Annotated in this window: 14 protein-coding genes, 2 tRNA genes, 2 other RNA genes and 1 pseudogene; 9 read left to right on the top strand and 10 right to left on the bottom strand. The window is 54.6% G+C overall.

Annotated features, from left to right (window positions below; genetic code table 11):
* The first annotated feature begins 261 nt into the window (after positions 1-261).
* From GVK32_RS17605 to narI, 4 genes are read left to right on the top strand one after another with little or no spacing between them, the layout of a single operon-like run.
* Positions 262-4005: a nitrate reductase subunit alpha gene (locus GVK32_RS17605; protein WP_159871204.1), complete on the top strand. Its 3744-nt coding sequence runs from the start codon at positions 262-264 to the stop codon at positions 4003-4005.
* Entirely contained in the window at positions 4002-5540 is a 1539-nt protein-coding gene (gene narH, locus GVK32_RS17600) for a nitrate reductase subunit beta (protein WP_159871201.1), read from the top strand. The genes GVK32_RS17605 and narH overlap by 4 nt, the downstream gene beginning before the upstream one ends.
* Complete coding sequence (narJ, locus tag GVK32_RS17595) at positions 5537-6247, top strand: nitrate reductase molybdenum cofactor assembly chaperone (RefSeq protein WP_159871198.1); 711 nt, start codon at positions 5537-5539, stop codon at positions 6245-6247. The genes narH and narJ overlap by 4 nt, the downstream gene beginning before the upstream one ends.
* Entirely contained in the window at positions 6247-6924 is a 678-nt protein-coding gene (narI, locus tag GVK32_RS17590) for a respiratory nitrate reductase subunit gamma (protein ID WP_159871195.1), read from the top strand. Before narJ ends, narI begins: the two co-directional genes overlap by 1 nt.
* Before the next feature lie 17 nt (positions 6925-6941).
* Here narI and GVK32_RS17585 read toward each other — a convergent pair whose 3' ends face one another.
* Positions 6942-7838, bottom strand: coding sequence for a DMT family transporter (locus tag GVK32_RS17585; RefSeq protein WP_159871192.1), 897 nt, complete (start codon positions 7836-7838; stop codon positions 6942-6944).
* A 108-nt stretch (positions 7839-7946) separates the two neighbouring features.
* Between GVK32_RS17585 and GVK32_RS17580 the strand changes: the two genes are divergently transcribed.
* Entirely contained in the window at positions 7947-8390 is a 444-nt protein-coding gene (locus GVK32_RS17580; protein WP_159871189.1) for an Lrp/AsnC family transcriptional regulator, read from the top strand.
* Positions 8391-8539: 149 nt separating this feature from the next.
* Here GVK32_RS17580 and GVK32_RS17575 read toward each other — a convergent pair.
* From GVK32_RS17575 to GVK32_RS17550, 6 genes are all read right to left on the bottom strand, one after another.
* Positions 8540-8671, bottom strand: a non-coding RNA gene (locus tag GVK32_RS17575) — RtT sRNA.
* Positions 8672-8717: 46 nt separating this feature from the next.
* A tRNA-Tyr gene (locus GVK32_RS17570) sits at positions 8718-8802 on the bottom strand.
* Positions 8803-8843: 41 nt separating this feature from the next.
* Positions 8844-8974: non-coding RNA, RtT sRNA (locus GVK32_RS17565), on the bottom strand.
* 43 nt (positions 8975-9017) lie between these two features.
* Positions 9018-9102 (bottom strand) — tRNA-Tyr (locus GVK32_RS17560).
* A gap of 158 nt (positions 9103-9260) precedes the next feature.
* Positions 9261-10103 carry a formyltetrahydrofolate deformylase gene (purU, locus tag GVK32_RS17555; protein ID WP_041146078.1) on the bottom strand — a complete coding sequence of 281 codons (843 nt, stop codon included), beginning with the start codon at positions 10101-10103 and terminating at the stop codon, positions 9261-9263.
* A gap of 42 nt (positions 10104-10145) precedes the next feature.
* Complete coding sequence (locus GVK32_RS17550; protein WP_159871186.1) at positions 10146-10604, bottom strand: YchJ family protein; 459 nt, start codon at positions 10602-10604, stop codon at positions 10146-10148.
* A 111-nt stretch (positions 10605-10715) separates the two neighbouring features.
* On the opposite strand from GVK32_RS17550, the gene rssA reads away from it, so the two are divergent.
* From rssA to galU, 3 genes are all read left to right on the top strand, one after another.
* On the top strand, positions 10716-11618 hold the full coding sequence (rssA, locus tag GVK32_RS17545) for a patatin-like phospholipase RssA (protein WP_123708310.1): 903 nt from the start codon (positions 10716-10718) through the stop codon (positions 11616-11618).
* An 89-nt stretch (positions 11619-11707) separates the two neighbouring features.
* Positions 11708-12721, top strand: a complete 1014-nt coding sequence (gene rssB / locus GVK32_RS17540) for a two-component system response regulator RssB (RefSeq protein WP_159871183.1) — start codon at positions 11708-11710, stop codon at positions 12719-12721.
* Between the two features lie 195 nt (positions 12722-12916).
* A complete protein-coding gene (galU, locus tag GVK32_RS17535) occupies positions 12917-13819 on the top strand; it encodes a UTP--glucose-1-phosphate uridylyltransferase GalU (protein WP_045858929.1) in 903 nt (300 codons plus the stop codon).
* A 117-nt stretch (positions 13820-13936) separates the two neighbouring features.
* Here galU and hns read toward each other — a convergent pair whose 3' ends face one another.
* Positions 13937-14344 carry a histone-like nucleoid-structuring protein H-NS gene (gene hns, locus GVK32_RS17530; protein WP_041146073.1) on the bottom strand — a complete coding sequence of 136 codons (408 nt, stop codon included), beginning with the start codon at positions 14342-14344 and terminating at the stop codon, positions 13937-13939.
* A 560-nt stretch (positions 14345-14904) separates the two neighbouring features.
* Here hns and tdk point away from each other — a divergent pair.
* Positions 14905-15519, top strand: a complete 615-nt coding sequence (tdk, locus tag GVK32_RS17525) for a thymidine kinase (RefSeq protein ID WP_159871252.1) — start codon at positions 14905-14907, stop codon at positions 15517-15519.
* A 147-nt stretch (positions 15520-15666) separates the two neighbouring features.
* On the opposite strand, the pseudogene GVK32_RS17520 reads toward tdk, so the two are convergent.
* A pseudogene (locus tag GVK32_RS17520) lies at positions 15667-16857 on the bottom strand (ISL3 family transposase).
* Positions 16858-17009: 152 nt separating this feature from the next.
* A complete protein-coding gene (adhE, locus tag GVK32_RS17515; protein WP_159871180.1) occupies positions 17010-19688 on the bottom strand; it encodes a bifunctional acetaldehyde-CoA/alcohol dehydrogenase in 2679 nt (892 codons plus the stop codon).
* Between the last annotated feature and the right edge of the window lie 211 nt (positions 19689-19899).

Here is a 19899-nt window from a genome sequence, read left to right as displayed (position 1 = left end):
TCCGCTCTACCCCTTAATACCTATATGGATATTGCCCGCGCTGCAAATGGCGAGCTTTCTCATAAAAAACCTTTAAAAACAGAAGGATAAGAAATAGAAAAAGATACTACTAAGGTGGTATTCGTCCGTTTTGCCGATGTTCATAAGGCATTTCGTATTGATCGTTATCAATTCTCTTCCTCTTTCATAGCGTTACCTTCGCTGCAAATCCAGCAATGTCGATTTATCAGAGAGCCGTCAGGCTCCAAACAGGAGAAACCCATGAGTAAATTCCTGGACCGGTTTCGCTACTTCAAACAGAAGGGCGAGACCTTTGCCGATGGGCACGGCCAGCTTCTACACACCAACCGGGACTGGGAGGATGGATACCGCCAGCGTTGGCAGCATGACAAAATCGTGCGTTCCACTCACGGTGTGAACTGCACCGGCTCATGCAGCTGGAAAATTTATGTCAAAAATGGCCTCGTCACCTGGGAAACCCAGCAGACGGACTATCCGCGTACCCGCCCGGACCTGCCCAATCATGAACCGCGCGGCTGCCCGCGTGGCGCCAGCTACTCCTGGTACCTCTACAGCGCCAACCGTCTGAAATATCCGCTGATGCGTAAGCGCCTGATGAAAATGTGGCGTGAGGCTAAGGTTCAGCACAGCGATCCGGTTGCGGCATGGGCTTCGATTATTGAAGATGCTGATAAAGCGAAAAGCTTTAAGCAGGCCCGCGGTCGCGGCGGCTTCGTACGTTCCTCCTGGCAGGAAGTGAACGAGCTGATTGCCGCGTCCAACGTTTATACCGTCAAAACCTACGGCCCTGACCGCGTTGCGGGCTTCTCGCCGATCCCGGCGATGTCGATGGTTTCCTACGCTTCCGGCGCGCGCTACCTGTCGCTGATTGGCGGTACCTGCCTGAGCTTCTACGACTGGTACTGTGACCTTCCGCCGGCCTCTCCGCAGACCTGGGGCGAGCAGACCGACGTACCCGAATCCGCCGACTGGTATAACTCGAACTACATTATCGCCTGGGGTTCAAACGTTCCGCAGACCCGTACTCCGGATGCGCACTTCTTTACCGAAGTCCGCTACAAAGGCACCAAAACCGTTGCTATCACCCCTGACTACGCCGAAATCGCCAAGCTGTGCGATCTGTGGCTGGCACCGAAGCAGGGTACCGATGCGGCGCTGGCGCTGGCGATGGGCCACGTTATGCTGCGCGAGTTCCATCTCGACAAACCGAGCCAATACTTTACCGACTACGTCCGCCGCTACACCGACATGCCGCTGCTGGTGATGCTCGAAGAGCGCGACGGCTACTACGCGGCGGGCCGTATGCTGCGTGCCGCCGACCTTATCGATTCGCTGGGCCAGGAAAACAACCCGGAATGGAAAACCGTGGCGATCAACGCCGACGGCAACATGGTTGCGCCGAACGGCTCAATCGGCTTCCGCTGGGGTGAAAAAGGCAAATGGAATCTCGAGCAGCGCGACGGCACATCCGGTGACGAAACTGAACTGCAGCTGAGCCTGCTGGGCAGCCAGGATGAGATCGCGCAGGTGGGCTTCCCATACTTTGGCGGCGAAGGCACCGAACACTTCACCAGCGTTGAGCTGGAGAACATCCTGCTGCATAAGCTGCCGGTAAAACGCCTGCAGCTGGCGGATGGGAGCACCGCTCTGGTGACCACCGTTTATGACCTGACCATGGCCAACTACGGCCTGGAGCGCGGTCTGGACGATGAAAACTGCGCCAGAAGCTACGATGACGTTAAGGCGTACACCCCGGCGTGGGCTGAAAAAATAACCGGCGTTGCTCGGGCCAACATCATTCGCACCGCCCGTGAGTTCGCCGATAATGCCGATAAGACGCACGGCCGCTCGATGATTATCGTCGGGGCCGGTCTGAACCACTGGTATCACCTCGATATGAACTATCGCGGTCTGATCAACATGCTGGTGTTCTGCGGCTGCGTCGGCCAGAGCGGCGGCGGTTGGGCGCACTATGTGGGCCAGGAAAAGCTGCGTCCGCAGACCGGCTGGCAGCCGCTGGCGTTTGCCCTCGACTGGCAGCGTCCGGCGCGTCATATGAACAGCACCTCCTACTTCTATAACCACTCCAGCCAGTGGCGCTACGAGTCGGTCACCGCGCAGGAGCTGCTCTCTCCTCTGGCGGATAAATCGCGCTACACCGGCCATCTGCTGGACTTCAACGTTCGCGCCGAACGTATGGGCTGGCTGCCGTCCGCGCCGCAGCTTGGGACTAACCCGCTGCGCATCGCGGAAGAGGCGAAGAAAGCCGGTATGACGCCGGTTGACTACACCGTGAAGGCGCTGAAAGAAGGCACTATCCGCTTTGCAGCGGAGCAGCCGGAAAACGGTAAAAACCACCCGCGCAACCTGTTCATCTGGCGTTCTAACCTGCTGGGCTCTTCCGGTAAAGGTCATGAATATATGCTGAAGTACCTGCTGGGTACCGAGCACGGTATTCAGGGGATGGATCTCGGCAAGCAGGGCGGCGTCAAGCCGGAAGAAGTGGAGTGGCAGGATAACGGCCTCGACGGCAAACTGGACCTGGTGGTGACGCTGGACTTCCGCCTGTCGAGCACCTGTCTGTACTCCGATATCGTGCTGCCGACCGCAACCTGGTACGAAAAAGACGACATGAATACTTCGGATATGCATCCGTTTATTCACCCGCTGTCTGCCGCCGTCGACCCGGCCTGGGAATCGAAAAGCGACTGGGAAATCTACAAGGGCATCGCGAAGAAATTCTCCGAAGTCTGCGTGGGCCACCTCGGAAAAGAGACCGACGTGGTGACGCTGCCAATCCAGCACGACTCGGCCGCAGAACTGGCGCAACCGCTCGACGTGAAGGACTGGAAAAAAGGCGAATGCGACCTGATCCCAGGGAAAACTGCGCCGCACATTATTCCGGTTGAACGTGATTATCCGGCGACCTATGAGCGCTTTACCTCCATCGGACCATTGATGGAAAAAATCGGTAACGGCGGTAAAGGTATTGCCTGGAACACCCAGAGCGAAATGGATCTGCTGCGTAAGCTCAACTACACCAAGGCAGAAGGCCCGGCGAAAGGCCAGCCGATGCTGGATACGGCGATTGACGCGGCTGAGATGATCCTCACCCTGGCCCCGGAAACCAACGGTCAGGTAGCGGTAAAAGCCTGGGCGGCGCTGAGCGAGTTTACCGGCCGTGACCACACGCATCTGGCGCTGAATAAAGAAGACGAGAAAATTCGCTTCCGCGATATTCAGGCGCAGCCGCGCAAGATTATCTCCAGCCCGACCTGGTCAGGACTGGAAGATGAGCACGTCTCCTATAACGCCGGCTACACCAATGTTCATGAGCTGATCCCGTGGCGTACGCTCTCTGGTCGTCAGTCTCTCTATCAGGACCACCAGTGGATGCGTGACTTCGGTGAAAGCCTGCTGGTGTATCGTCCGCCGATCGATACCCGCTCGGTGAAAGCGGTGATGGGTAAGAAATCAAACGGTAACCCTGAGAAGGCGCTGAACTTCCTGACGCCGCACCAGAAGTGGGGTATTCACTCGACCTACAGCGACAACCTGCTGATGCTGACCCTCGGTCGCGGTGGTCCCATCGTGTGGATGAGCGAAGCGGATGCCAAAGAGATGGGCATTGAAGATAACGACTGGATTGAAGTCTTCAACAATAACGGCGCCCTGACCGCGCGTGCGGTAGTGAGCCAGCGTGTGCCGGCCGGAATGACCATGATGTACCACGCGCAGGAACGTATTGTGAACCTGCCGGGTTCTGAAATTACCGGTCAGCGCGGCGGGATCCATAACTCGGTGACCCGCATTACGCCGAAACCGACGCATATGATCGGCGGCTATGCGCACCTGGCATACAGCTTTAACTACTACGGCACCGTCGGATCGAACCGCGATGAGTTTGTGGTGGTACGTAAGATGAAGAACATTAACTGGCTGGATGGCGAAGGCAATGACCAGGTACAGGAGAGCGTAAAATGAAAATTCGTTCACAAGTCGGCATGGTGCTGAATCTCGATAAATGCATCGGCTGTCACACCTGCTCAGTCACCTGTAAAAACGTCTGGACCAGCCGTGAAGGGACCGAGTACGCATGGTTCAACAACGTTGAAACCAAGCCGGGCCTCGGCTTCCCGACCGACTGGGAAAACCAGGAAAAATGGAAGGGCGGTTGGGTTCGTAAGATCAACGGCAAGCTGCAGCCGCGTATGGGTAACCGCGCGTTGCTGCTGGGTAAAATCTTCGCTAACCCGCATCTGCCGGGTATCGACGACTACTACGAGCCGTTTGACTTTGACTACCAGACGCTGCATAACGCGCCGGCCGATAGCAAAGCGCAGCCGATCGCGCGTCCGCGCTCGCTGATCACCGGCCAGCGCATGAATAAGATCGTCAAGGGTCCGAACTGGGAAGACGATCTGGGCGGTGAGTTCGAGAAGCTGTCGAAAGACAAGAACTTCGAGAACATGCAGAAGGCGATGTACGGCCAGTTCGAAAACACCTTCATGATGTATCTGCCGCGCCTGTGTGAGCACTGCCTCAACCCGGCGTGCGTGGCGACCTGTCCGAGCGGCGCTATCTACAAGCGTGAAGAAGACGGCATCGTACTGATCGACCAGGACAAGTGCCGCGGCTGGCGTATGTGTATCACCGGCTGCCCGTACAAAAAGATCTACTTTAACTGGAAGAGCGGTAAGTCTGAGAAATGCATCTTCTGCTACCCGCGCATCGAAGCGGGTCAGCCGACCGTGTGTTCAGAAACCTGCGTCGGTCGTATCCGCTACCTTGGCGTGCTGCTGTATGACGCGGATGCGATTGAAACCGCAGCGAGCACCGAAAACGAGAAAGATCTCTATCAGCGTCAGCTGGACGTGTTCCTCGATCCGCATGACCCGAAAGTCATCGAGCAGGCGCTGAAGGACGGCGTACCGCAGGGAGTTATTGACGCTGCCCAGAAGTCGCCGGTCTACAAGATGGCAATGGACTGGAAGCTGGCGCTGCCGCTGCATCCAGAATACCGCACGCTGCCGATGGTCTGGTACGTACCGCCTCTGTCACCGATTCAGTCCGCGGCGGATGCCGGCGAGCTGGGAAGCAACGGTATTCTGCCGGACGTGGAAAGCCTGCGTATTCCGGTTCAGTACCTGGCAAATCTGCTGACCGCAGGCGATACCCAGCCGGTGCTGCTGGCGCTGAAGCGCATGCTGGCGATGCGTCACTTTAAACGCGCTGAAAACGTTGATGGCGTAGTGGATACCCGCGCGCTGGAAGAAGTGGGTCTGAGCGAAGCCCAGGCGCAGGAGATGTATCGCTACCTGGCGATTGCCAACTACGAAGATCGTTTCGTGGTACCCAGCAGCCACCGCGAGCAGGCGCGCGACGCCTTCCCGGAAAAAAGCGGCTGCGGCTTCACCTTCGGCGACGGCTGCCACGGTTCGGACAGCCAGTTCAATCTGTTCAATAGCCGCCGCATCGACACTATCGACGTGACCAGCAAAACGGAGCCGCACTCATGATTGAACTCGTGATCGTGTCGCGCCTGCTTGAGTATCCTGACGCTGCCCTGTGGCAGCATCAGCAGGAGATGCTGGAGGCGCTGGCGTCATCGGAAAAATTAGTCGCGGAGGATGCTCGTAAACTGGGCGACTTCCTGCGCTACCTGACCGCCCGGGACGTGCTCGACGCTCAGGCGGATTACAGCGAGCTGTTTGACCGCGGACGGGCGACGTCGCTGTTGCTGTTCGAACATGTTCACGGCGAGTCCCGCGATCGTGGTCAGGCGATGGTCGATCTGATGGCGCAATACGAGCGTCATGGCCTGGAGCTCGACAGCAATGAGCTTCCTGACCACCTGCCGCTGTACCTGGAGTATCTGGCGCAGCTGCCGGAAGATGAAGCTATCGCCGGGCTGAAGGACGTGGCGCCGATTCTGGGTCTGCTAAGCGCTCGCCTGCAGCAGCGCGAAAGCCGCTATGCGGCGCTGTTCGAACTGCTGCTGAAGCTGGCGGATACCCGGGTTGATAGCCAGAAGGTTGCAGAAAAAATAGCCGACGAAGCCCGCGACGATACGCCGCAGGCGCTGGACGCGGTATGGGAAGAAGAACAGGTGAAATTCTTTGCCGATAAAGGCTGCGGCGAGTCAGAAATTGCCGCTCACCAGCGTCGTTTTGCCGGGGCCGTGGCCCCGCAATACTTGGATATCTCTAACGGAGGACCGCAATAATGCACTTCCTGAATATGTTCTTCTTTGACATCTACCCGTACATTGCCGGTTCGGTATTTCTGATCGGCAGCTGGCTGCGCTACGATTATGGTCAGTACACCTGGCGGGCCTCGTCTAGCCAGATGCTGGACCGCAAAGGGATGAACCTGGCGTCTAACCTGTTCCATATCGGGATCCTCGGTATCTTCGCTGGCCACTTCCTCGGAATGCTGACCCCGCACTGGATGTATGAGTCCTTCCTGCCGATGGACGTGAAGCAGAAGATGGCGATGATTGCCGGCGGCGCCAGCGGCGTGATGTGTCTGGTCGGCGGGGGGCTGCTGCTTAAGCGTCGCCTGTTCAGCCCGCGCGTGCGGGCAACCACCACTACCGCGGATATCCTGATCCTCTCGCTGCTGCTCGTTCAGTGCGCGCTGGGTCTGCTGACGATCCCGTTCTCGGCGCAGCATATGGACGGTAGCGAAATGCTCAAGCTGGTAGGCTGGGCGCAGTCGGTGGTGACCTTCCACGGCGGAGCGTCACAGTATCTGGACGGGGTGGCGTTTGTGTTCCGCCTGCACCTGGTGCTGGGGATGACGATGTTCCTGCTGTTCCCGTTCTCCCGCCTGGTGCATATCTGGAGCGCGCCGGTAGAGTACCTGACGCGCAAATATCAGATTGTTCGCGCTCGTCGCTAGTTCAGCTATCGGTTGTATCAAACCCTGCTTCGGCGGGGTTTTTTATTGCTCAGCGCCAGCCCATCTCCCCAGCCCAGATTATTTCCCGCTGCCGCCAGCAGGATCAGCGCGCCTCCGGCCAGCTGCACCGGCGCCAGCGCATGGTCGAAAACCAAATAGTCGACCACGATCGCCACGATCGGATAGATAAAGGAGAGTGAGCCGATCGCTGGCGTAGGCAGCTTCTGGATCGCGCTATAGAGCAGCTGGTACATGATACCGGTATGCACAACGCCGAGGATCAGCAGGTATCGCCAGGGGAACGCAGCGCTAAAATCGGGGAGGTGAACCAGCGGCAGCAGCATAATTGTCCCGACGATGACCTGAATAAAGGCAATATGCTGGGGCGGGAGTGGGCGCAGCTTGCGGGCGATCATCGCCGTTAGCGCGTAGAAAAAAGCGGCGCCAAGAGCCAGCGCAATGCCCGCCGCCAGTTGGCCGCCGTGCGCCTGCATCAGCTCGCTGGAGAGCAGGACCACCACGCCGAAAAAGGCCAGCGCCAGCCAGCCCCATTTAATCAGCGCAACCCGCTCACCTGCCAGTATGCCCATCAATACCAGCATAAACGGCTGGGTATTATAAACAACGGTGGCCATGCCAATAGAAATTCGGGCGTAAGCGGCAAAAAGCAGCAGCCAGTTAATGACCAGGGCGACTCCTCCGATAATTGCCAGCAGCAGCGTGAGCCGCGTGAGCTGGCTGAACGGCTGTCGGCTGAGAGACATGAAGCCCGCTAAGGTCAGCGCGCCAATAAGGCAGCGCCAGAAGACAACATCGATAACCGGCAAACCGGAGAGTAAAACGAACGCGCCAATCGAACCCGAAATTATCATCGCCAGGCTCATTTGCCAGACGCCCGTCACCGTATGTGTCATTTTTCTACCTCCGTTTGCGTATCGCTATTGTCGTTAATCAGATGACAGGTTGATATGCATGATCTAAGGTAAAAACCTGATATCGCTTTTATTTTGCAGGTAAAAAGAGTGGGACACTTAATTGATAATATCGATCGCGCCATTCTGGCCTGTCTGGCGGAAGATGCGCGTATATCGCTAAAGGTGCTGAGCGGACGGGTAGGGCTGACCTCGCCCAGTACCGCCGAGCGGGTGAAGCGTCTGGAAGAGCGCGGGGTGATTCAGGGATATGGCGCCCGGATTAATCTGGCCGCGCTGGGCTATAGCCTGCAGGCGCTGGTGCGCGTCAGACCCTTGCCGGGGCTGCTGCAGAAAGTGGATAAATACATTCAGGCGATGCCGGAATGCATCGAATGTGACAAGGTCACGGGGGAAGATTGCTTTGTGATGCGCCTGGCGGTGAGCGATATTGCGCAGCTTGATACCCTGCTGGATGGCCTGGCAGAACACGCCCAGTGCAACACCTCGATAGTAAAAAGCTCGCCGGTAGCGCGCCGTCTGCCGCCGATGTAGCGCTATCCCGGATGAGGGCGTCTACGTCTTAGCAGGGGTGCTTAGCTGACGCTCGAGTCGAACCTTAGTCGAAGCTTCTCATCCTTCCCGCATGGGCAGAATATGTAACGCTGGCGTTTGTTTGGGAGTGATGAGCTATCGGGAAGTGATGGTGGTGGGGGAAGGATTATTCGCAGCTTTGCTGCTCACCCTCCGGGCCGTTGCCTGCGGCAACGTTCTCTCGCTGACGCTCGAGTCGAACCCTGGTCGAAGCTTCTCATCCTTCCCGCATGGGCAGAATATGTAACGCTGGCGTTTGTTTGGGAGTGATGAGCTATCGGGAAGTGATGGTGGTGGGGGAAGGATTCGAACCTTCGAAGTCGATGACGGCAGATTTACAGTCTGCTCCCTTTGGCCGCTCGGGAACCCCACCAGGGGTAAAATCAAATTGTAGCCATTCAACTGCGTGAATAATGGTGGTGGGGAAGGATTATTCGTCGCTTCGCTCCTCACCCTTCGGGCCGTTGCCTGCGGCAACGTTCTCTCGCTTGCGCTCGAGTCGAACCTCGGTCGAAGATTCTCACCCTTCCCGATAAGTGCAAACCTCGCTAAGGCTCATCGGGGTTACCACATGACTGTGGTGAAGAATGGTGGTGGGGGAAGGATTCGAACCTTCGAAGTCGATGACGGCAGATTTACAGTCTGCTCCCTTTGGCCGCTCGGGAACCCCACCACGGGGTAATGCTAATACTGGCCTGCTTCCTTCTGGGGAAGCGGGGCGCATCATACCAAATGACGCGCCCCTGTAAAGCATTCCGTTGATAAAAATAAACTGGTTGCCTGCTTTTTGCGCGCAAAGACGCAAAGCTAACCAGCTAATTTATCTATCGATTAAAGAATAATCGTTCGGTTGCCGTAAACGAATACGCGCTGCGCCAGCACCTGATACAGAGCACGGCTCAGCACGTTCTTCTCAACATCGCGTCCGGCGCGCATCATATCTTCCGCGGTGTAGGTGTGATCGACATGAATCACGTCCTGCATAATGATCGGGCCTTCATCCAAATTATCGTTTACATAGTGCGCGGTGGCTCCGATGATTTTTACTCCGCGCTCGTAGGCCTGATGATACGGACGTGCGCCAATAAAGGCCGGCAGGAATGAGTGGTGGATATTGATAATCTGGTTCGGGAAGCGAGAGACGAACTCTGGCGTCAGCACGCGCATATATTTCGCCAGCACCACATAGTCCGGTGCTAACGCTTCGATAGCATCGCCCATCTGCTTATCGTGCTCCTCACGCGTCAGGCCTTCATGGCTGACCAGCTGGAACGGAATATCAAAACGTTCAACCAGCGTACGCAGCGTCTCGTGGTTACCGATAACCGCGGCAATCTCCACATCCAGGCCGCCGTAGTTGGCTTTCATCAGCAAATCGCCGAGGCAGTGCGCTTCTTTGGTGACCAGAATGACCACGCGACGACGACCCGCAGGCGTCAGCTCGCGAATCGAACCCTCCGGCAGAGCGCTATCCAAATCGGCCAGCAGAATGGCATCATTGAAAATACCTTCCAGCTCGGTGCGCATAAAGAAGCGGCCGGTTCGATGATCGACAAACTCGTTGTTCTGCACGATGTTCAGCTCGTGCTTGTAGCAAATGTTGGTGATACGCGCGATGAGTCCTTTCTGATCAGGGCAAATAGTGCGTAGTACTTTACGTTGTAATGAATGCATCGCGGGGGAAATCCTGTAGTGTTTGCTATTGCTGACGCCGGTTTATTGGCCGCAGCATTTTTTAAATTTTTTACCTGAGCCACAAGGGCAGGGGTCGTTACGACCAACCAGCGGTCGCGTGCCGTCGATATAGTACCACTGTCCATTTTCTTTTAAGAATCTGGAACGTTCAATAATTACGCCGGAACGGTTATTGTCGTTAAATCGTGCAATAAAGCTGACGAATCCTTCATCGGGATTCCGCCCCTCATCGGCGGCAAAGACGGTCAGCCCCAGCCAGTGCGTTTTGGCAAAACCGCTCTCTAGATCCGCGCGGAACTGCTGCGCCTGGCAAGAGGGGTGCCAGGTTTTAATCAGATAATCGGCATCTTTCATAACAAACGCGCTGTAGCGGGATCGCATCAGCGGTGACGGGCCTGGCGCTGGCAGCGCGCCGTCCAGATAACGCTGGCAACATGCGCTATACTGCAGAGCGCTGCCACAGGGACATAATGGCGACAAAGCGGCCTCCATGGAAAAAGAATGACGGCGCATCGACGCCAAAGTGTTTTATGTTAACTGAGCTGTGGCGATGATGCCATGTTCGCGGGGGAAGGATGTGTATCGGTACTAATGAGAAAGCTTAAGATTGGTCTGGCCTTAGGGGCGGGAGCTGCCCGAGGGTGGTCACATATTGGTGTGATTAAAGCGCTACAGCGAGCAGGTATTGAAATTGACGTTGTTGCAGGATGCTCTATCGGATCGCTGGTTGGCGCGGCCTACGCCTGCAACCGTCTTCCGGTACTGGAAAAATGGGTATGCTCGTTTAGCAACTGGGACGTGCTGCGGTTAATGGATCTCTCCTGGCGTCGCGGAGGCCTGCTGCGCGGGGAGCGGGTATTCAATCAATTTCGACAAGTCCTGCCTACCGCCGAAATTGAACGCTGCGATCGCCGGTTTGCGGCAGTGGCGACCAATCTGAGCACCGGCCGCGAACTGTGGTTTACCGAAGGCGATCTGCATCTGGCGGTACGCGCCTCCTGCAGCATGCCCGGCCTGATGTCGCCCGTTATGCACAATGGCTACTGGCTGGTAGACGGCGCCGTCGTCAATCCCGTCCCGGTCTCTTTGACGCGCGCGCTGGGGGCCGATATCGTCATCGCCGTCGATCTTCAGCACGATGCGCATCTGATGCAGCAGGATTTATGGTCTATCGAGAAGCCGCGAGCTGAAGATGAAAAAGATTTTTCCTGGCATTCGCGCCTGCGCGCGCGGTTGACGGGAATGACCTCCCGGCAGACGACCACCGCTACGCCTACGGCAATGGAGATTATGTCCACCTCTATTCAGGTGCTGGAAAATCGCCTGAAGCGTAACCGTATGGCGGGGGACCCACCGGATATTCTGCTACAGCCCTTTTGCCCACAAATATCTACGCTTGATTTTCATCGCGCCGGTGAGGCGATTGCTGCCGGTCACCAGGCGGTGGAAAAAAAAATGGATGAACTATTACCTTTGGTGCGCGCCTCGGCGTGACGCCCTTGACTTAGACTTCAGTAAATTCTGACAGGCGATAGTGTGAATTGCATGCCAATATTTAATTATCGTCAGCCAGAGGAGAGATCATGACGCAGCCATTGGCGGGGAAACAAATTCTGATCGTTGAAGACGAGCCCGTTTTCCGCACTCTTTTGCACTCCTGGTTAACCTCGCTAGGCGCTACGACCGCGCAGGCTGAGGATGGCGTTGAGGCACTACAAAAAATGGCCGAGTCAAAGCCCGACCTGATGATCTGCGATATCTCGATGCCGCGCATGAATGGGCTACAGCTGGTGGAGTATCTGCGTAACCAGGGCGAGCAGATGCCGATTCTGATGATTTCGGCGACGGAAAATATGGCGGATATTGCTAAGGCGCTGCGTCTTGGCGTGCAGGATGTTCTGCTTAAGCCGGTAAAAGATTTTAACCGCCTGCGTGAGACGGTCTACGCCTGCCTCTATCCCCATATGTTCAGCTCGCGTGTGGAAGAGGAGGAGCGGCTGTTTGAGGACTGGGATGCGCTGGTCAGCGACCCGAACGCCGCGTCCAGGCTGCTGCAGGAGCTACAGCCTCCGGTGCAGCAGGAAATATCGCACTGCCGCATCCACTATCGCCAGTTGGTAACCGCTGACAGGCCAGGCCTGGTTCTCGATATTGCGCCATTATCAGAAAATGATTTGGCATTTTACTGTCTGGATGTCACACGAGCAGGAGATAATGGCGTTCTCGCGGCGCTGCTGCTGCGCGCGCTGTTTAATGGTCTACTTCAGGAACAGCTTGCCCATCAAGGCCAGCGCCTGCCGGAAATGACCGGGTTGTTAAAGCAGGTCAACCAGCTGCTTCGTCAGGCGAATTTGCCGGGGCAATTTCCGCTGCTGGTGGGTTATTACCACAGCGGGTTGAAAAATTTGATTTTGGTATCGGCGGGGTTAAACGGCACGCTCAATACCGGAGAACATCAAATACAGATTAGTAATGGTGTACCGCTTGGCACATTAGGTAATGCTTATCTCAACCAAATTAGCCAGCGCTGCTCCTCGTGGCAGTGCCAAATTTGGGGGGCTGGCGGCCGTTTACGCCTGATGTTGTCTGCGGAATGAACAATTAAGTTTATTTTCACGCTGGTAGGATTACCGCACTCTCTTTGGCAGTGATACTATCGATGGGTTTTATACGTATAAGTCCTAATTCGAGAGAATCCGCACCTTTCAGACCAGGCTTACCTGGATGGGCTGATATACTCGGTGCGTTATTATTATGACTAGTTTAAAAAACATACAGTCCAGGAGATTTCAATGGCTGCCGTTAATTCTAAAGTAAGAAAAGCTGTTATCCCGGTTGCGGGATTAGGCACCAGGATGCTGCCCGCTACCAAGGCTATTCCGAAAGAAATGCTGCCACTGGTAGATAAGCCTTTAATTCAGTATGTTGTTAACGAATGTATTGCGGCCGGGATTACTGAAATTGTTCTGGTAACGCACTCTTCCAAAAATTCTATCGAAAACCATTTCGATACCAGTTTTGAACTGGAAGCAATGCTGGAAAAACGTGTAAAACGTCAGCTTCTTGAAGAAGTCCAATCTATTTGTCCACCGCACGTCACCATTATGCAGGTTCGCCAGGGCCTCGCTAAAGGCCTTGGTCATGCCGTGCTGTGCGCGCACCCGGTCGTGGGCGACGAGCCGGTCGCGGTTATTCTGCCGGACGTTATTCTGGATGAGTTTGAATCCGACCTGAGCCGCGATAACCTGGCGGAAATGATGGCTCGTTTCGACGAGACCGGATCCAGCCAGATTATGGTTGAGCCTGTGGCTGACGTCACTGCCTATGGCGTTGTTGATTGCAAGGGACAGTCCCTGCAGCCGGGTGAAAGCGTGCCGATGGTTGGCGTGGTGGAAAAGCCGAAAGCCGACGTTGCACCTTCCAATCTGGCCGTCGTTGGTCGTTACGTGCTGAGCGCGGATATTTGGCCGCTGCTGGCTAAAACCCCTCCGGGCGCAGGCGATGAAATCCAGCTGACTGATGCCATCGATATGCTGATCGAGAAGGAAACGGTTGAAGCCTACCATATGAAGGGCAAGAGCCATGACTGTGGTAATAAACTGGGCTACATGCAGGCTTTCGTTGAATATGGCGTGCGCCATAAAACGCTCGGCGCAGATTTTAAAGACTGGCTGGAAAAAGCAATCGCTAAGTAATCGTTATCTTTAGATATCAGAGCCGGGGTGCAGGTATTGTTCCCCGGCTTTTTTATCGCCGTAAGTTAAGATAAAAAAAATCCCGCCGAAGCGGGATTTTTCAAATCTGACGATTTATTACAGCAGGAAATCGTCCAGAGATTTGCCCTGCTCATCCATCGCTTTTTTGATCACTGCCGGGGTGCGGCCCTGACCAGTCCAGGTTTTGGTTTCGCCGTTTTCATCAACGTAGCTATATTTCGCCGGACGTGCTGCGCGTTTGGCTTTGGTGCCCGCTTTAACTGCAGCCATGGTGCTCAGCAGTTCATTCGGGTCAATACCATCAGCGATCAGCATTTCACGGTATTGTTGCAGTTTACGAGTACGCTCTTCAATTTCTGCAGCCGCAGCGCTTTCTTCTTCGCGACGTTCGTTAACGACAACTTCTAATTTTTCCAGCATTTCTTCTAGCGTTTCAAGGGTGCATTCTCTCGCCTGCGCACGAAGAGTACGGATGTTGTTCAAAATTTTAAGTGCTTCGCTCATTGTAGTAATCTCAAACTTATATTGTGGGGTGGTTTGTTGAACTAATAATAGAGCGATATAATCAGATGTGCAATAGGGTAGAATGTAAGTAATTCAAAATTACTTGTTATTTGTCCCGGTAATTAATTAATTTAAGTTAAATTTTTCGCGCGAGTTCACATCTTTCTCGCTTATAGCTTAACCGGCACCGCAAGCTAAAACCCTGAGATAGTATGCTTTTCCCAGCGGCCAGGGAGTAAAATTATACTTTGCAGGGATAAATATCCCCCTTCAGTATTAGCGCATTAGTTACAGTGATGTTTAATATAAAACACTGAACAAAATCCGTTATAACCGCCTGTAAAATGCACCGATTCGCACGAAAGGACAACTGCTCCAGCCGGTTGCACCCCGCGGTGAGCGCAAATAACCGATGGCCTGATTGTATTAAGCAGCTTAATCTTGCAGAAGGCGGCTGGCGCAACATACACCTCCCGCCCATCCCTGAAGGGGCCGACAGCGGCAGGAAATATGGTACAATCCCGCCGCGATTAAACACATTGATTGGGGTTATGCTGCCGATGGCACAACTTTATTTTTACTATTCTGCAATGAATGCAGGTAAGTCGACTGCGCTCCTGCAGTCCTCATACAATTATCAGGAACGAGGCATGCGTGCCTTAGTTTATACGGCTGAGATTGATGACCGCTTTGGTTCCGGTAAGGTCAGTTCAAGAATTGGACTCTCATCGCCGGCCCGGCTGTTTAACCCGCGGACTTCATTATTCGCCGAGATTAGCGATGAGCACGCAAAGCAGCCGGTTCATTGTGTATTAGTCGATGAGAGCCAGTTTCTTACCCGTGAGCAGGTGCATGAGCTATCCGAGGTTGTTGATGGGCTGGATATCCCGGTGCTGTGCTACGGCCTGCGTACTGATTTTCGCGGGGAGCTGTTTATCGGCAGCCAGTATTTATTAGCCTGGTCAGATAAGCTGGTTGAATTAAAAACGATCTGTTTTTGTGGCCGTAAGGCGAGTATGGTGCTGCGCCTCGATCGGGAAGGGCGGCCGTACAACGAGGGCGAGCAGGTAGTTATTGGCGGCAATGAACGCTACGTCTCGGTCTGTCGTAAACATTATAAAGAGGCCTTAAAAGAGGGTTCTTTAACGCTTGTGCAAAACAAGCCGCGCTCCTAACCTCCCTCCGTCGACCCCACTCAGGCGCGCACCAGGCGCCTGATGACGTCCTGCTGTAATTCCCGCGTATATTGATGGTCTGTTGCTTCAGCATCGCTCTGTGTCGGTTGTGCGGCCCCAGGAAAAATAGTGGCGATAAAAAAAAGTTCATCGCGCTTTACCGGGGAACGCAGCTTTTATCTCCATAAAAAAGTAGTCGTTATCCCGGTATCCATATGCCATCCTTTTTATCACCTTGATCCTGTTATTCATTCCCTCAAGTACGCTGGTATTCAGACGATGCATGGCACTGGCGATTATGCCGCTCACGTAACCCTTAAGCTTTTCCGCGAAGTGCTGCAATGCCCTGATGCCACTCTCCTGTGACTGCCTGTACCACTCATCCCAGCGTGCTGTGCAACTGCCTTATCCGGCGCATACCACCGCTCTTTCAGCGCTGTTTTCATCATGTACACCGTATTTAACGGCTGGTTCGCCTCCAGCAACTCGGCCAGTTTTACTTCATGTCCAACCGGCAGATTCTCCGGATTGCGCAGTAACAACCAGCGGCTGCGTTTGATGACCTTCCGTGCCTTGCTGTGGTCACGCAACTGATTCGCCTGGTCGACCCTCACGCTGTCGATAACTTCCCGGCCGAACTTCGCCACAACATGGAACAGGTCATAGACCACTTCCGCCTGCGGGCACTGCGCTCTCACCTCCAGGCCCAGCGCTGTGTTCATGTCCATCGCGACAGATTCGATAGCGGCACAACCTTCCTGACCCAGCCAGGTGAAGAACGGGCGGAAGGCCACCCGGTTGCGACCTTCGCCAACCCACAGCACCCGTTTTGTATCCGCATCTATCACAACCGTGGCGTAACGATGGCCTTTAAACAGCGCGAATTCATCCGTTATCAGGCGGCGCAGTGTGTGCCGTTCAGGCTCCCTGAGTTCCCGTTGCAGACGGCGGTAATCGATATTTTTAATGGTGTGCCAGTGCAGACCCGTCAACTGTGCCACATGCTTAATCGGCAATAACTGGGTGAGAGATTCAACCCATGTCGCTAACGCTGCCGTCCCGGCAACCATGAGATGCGCTCAGTGACAACCCCGCAGCGGGAGCAGCGCAGACGGCGGACGGGAAGCTGAAGAGTGACACGCCAGTGGAGTAAATCGCGCTCACGAACCCGGCGGACAGAAACATCATGGACAGCACAGTTGTGCAACCACACCGGCGGCAGGATGGCGTAAGACAGGGGTCAGGCCGGAGCGTAATAAGCAGAGCATCAGGGGCAGGATGCGTAAAGGAATCAACAGTGAAGCCTTCCCGGAACAGGGAAGAAAGATTAGCATTCATGGCAGACGGCGGTTAAGTGGCTGGTGAGTGTTTTGGCGAATACAAAACTAACCACTTTTACCGCCGTTTTCTATGGGTTCACGCTTATCCGCGATGAACCAAAAAAAAGGCCTCATCAAAAGATGAGGCCTCGTGTTGATTACCGGCGTAAATTAAGCGGATTTTTTCGCTTTTTTATCGGCTTTCGGTGCTGCAACGGTCTCTTTCTTCGCGGCAGTTTCGCCTTCGCTGAACTCATTACCGTAGAAGGTATCGAGCAGAATCTGTTTCAGTTCGGCAATCAGCGGATAGCGCGGGTTAGCGCCGGTGCACTGGTCATCGAATGCATCTTCAGACAGCTTGTCAACGTGGGCCAGGAAGTCAGCTTCCTGCACGCCAGCTTCACGGATTGACTTAGGAATACCCAGTTCAGCTTTAATGCTTTCCAACCATGCCAGCAGTTTCTCGATTTTCGCTGCAGTGCGGTCACCAGGTGCGCTCAGGCCCAGGTGGTCAGCAATTTCTGCGTAGCGGCGACGAGCCTGCGGACGGTCGTACTGGCTGAATGCGGTCTGCTTGGTTGGGTTATCGTTCGCGTTGTAGCGGATAACGTTACAAATCAGCAGGGCGTTAGCCAGACCGTGCGGAATGTGGAACTGAGAGCCCAGCTTGTGCGCCATAGAGTGACATACGCCGAGGAAGGCGTTAGCAAACGCGATACCGGCGATAGTCGCTGCACTGTGTACTTTCTCACGTGCTACCGGGTTCTTAGAACCTTCGTGGTAAGATGCTGGCAGGTACTCTTTCAGCAGCTTCAGCGCCTGCAGAGCCTGGCCGTCGGAGAACTCAGATGCCAGTACGGAAACGTAAGCTTCCAGGGCGTGAGTCACAGCATCCAGACCACCGAAGGCACACAGGGATTTCGGCATATCCATGACGAGGTTAGCATCGACAATCGCCACATCCGGAGTCAGCGCGTAGTCTGCCAGCGGATATTTCTGACCGGTCGCATCGTCGGTAACGACCGCAAACGGGGTCACTTCAGAACCGGTACCGGAAGTGGTAGTGACGGCGATCATTTTCGCTTTCACGCCCATTTTCGGGAACTTGTAGATACGTTTACGGATATCCATAAAGCGCAGCGCCAGGTCTTCGAAGTGGGTTTCCGGATGTTCGTACATCACCCACATGATTTTCGCCGCATCCATCGGGGAACCACCGCCGAGGGCGATGATGACGTCCGGCTTGAAGGAGTTGGCCAGGTCTGCACCTTTACGTACCACGGTCAGAGTCGGGTCAGCTTCAACTTCAAAGAACACTTCGGTTTCAACGCCGGATGCCTTCAGCACGGAGGTGATCTGGTCGGCATAGCCGTTGTTGAACAGGAAGCGGTCGGTCACGATCAGCGCGCGTTTGTGACCATCAGTAATCACTTCATCCAGTGCGATTGGCAGAGAGCCACGACGGAAGTAGATAGATTTCGGAAGTTTGTGCCACAACATGTTTTCAGCTCGCTTAGCAACGGTTTTCTTGTTGATCAGGTGTTTCGGACCAACGTTTTCAGAGATGGAGTTACCACCCCAGGAACCACAACCCAGAGTCAGGGAAGGCGCAAGCTTAAAGTTATACAGGTCACCGATACCACCCTGAGAAGCCGGGGTGTTAATCAGAATACGTGCTGTTTTCATCATCTGGCCGAAGAAGGCCACGCGAGCAGGCTGGTTATCCTGGTCGGTGTACAGGCAGGAGGTATGACCGATACCGCCCATCGCCACCAGTTTTTCAGCTTTATTAACGGCGTCTTCGAAGTTTTTGGCGCGATACATTGCCAGGGTCGGAGACAGTTTTTCGTGAGCAAACGGCTCGCTTTCATCAACGTCGGTCACTTCACCAATCAGAATTTTGGTGGTGGCCGGAACGGTGAAGCCTGCCAGTTCGGCAATTTTGCATGCCGGCTGACCAACGATAGCGGCGTTCAGCGCGCCGTTTTTCAGGATGATGTCCTGAACCGCTTTCAGCTCTTTGCCCTGCAGCAGGTAGCCGCCGTGGCTAGCGAAGCGTTCACGAACGGCGTCGTAGACGGAATCAACAACGACAACGGACTGTTCAGATGCACAGATAACGCCGTTATCGAAGGTTTTGGACATCAGTACCGACGCAACGGCACGTTTAATGTCAGCGGTTTCGTCAATAACAACCGGCGTGTTACCTGCACCTACGCCGATAGCCGGTTTACCGGAGCTATAGGCCGCTTTAACCATGCCAGGACCACCGGTCGCAAGGATCAGGTTAATGTCAGGGTGGTGCATCAGGGCGTTGGACAGCTCAACGGAAGGCTGGTCGATCCAACCGATCAGGTCTTTCGGCGCGCCGGCAGCAATAGCAGCCTGCAGAACGATGTCAGCCGCTTTGTTGGTGGCATCTTTAGCACGCGGATGCGGAGAGAAGATGATCGCGTTACGCGTTTTCAGGCTGATCAGTGATTTAAAGATTGCTGTAGAAGTCGGGTTCGTCGTTGGGACGATACCGCAAATAATACCGATAGGCTCTGCGATGGTGATGGTACCAAAGGTATCGTCTTCGGAGAGAATACCGCAGGTCTTTTCATCTTTATAAGCGTTATAGATGTATTCAGAAGCGAAGTGGTTTTTGATCACTTTGTCTTCGATAATGCCCATTCCGGATTCGGCAACGGCCATTTTTGCGAGAGGGATTCGAGCGTCAGCGGCGGCCAGAGCGGCTGCACGGAAGATCTTATCAACTTGTTCTTGAGTGAAACTGGCATATTCACGCTGGGCTTTTTTTACGCGCTCTACAAGTGCGTTAAGTTCAGCGACATTAGTAACAGCCATAATGCTCTCCTGATAATGTTAAACTTTTTTAGTAAATCAGTAGCTCGATTCGACAGTATAGACAGGCGGTTAATAGCTTGCACCTAAATGTTAACGTATCGACTTTTGCTCTGCTGACTTCACCGATTTACTAAAGAAGCTTTATTTCTTTATCCTCAGGTACTGCCGGCTTGCACTCTTTGGTGTGAACAAGATTACTCACTTCTGAGTA

The organism is Klebsiella sp. 18074, assembly GCF_902705905.1.
In the GTDB taxonomy this organism is placed as follows: domain Bacteria; phylum Pseudomonadota; class Gammaproteobacteria; order Enterobacterales; family Enterobacteriaceae; genus Klebsiella; species Klebsiella terrigena.
Note: the sequence above shows the minus strand (reverse complement) of the source record. Positions and strands in the feature narration are given on the sequence as shown.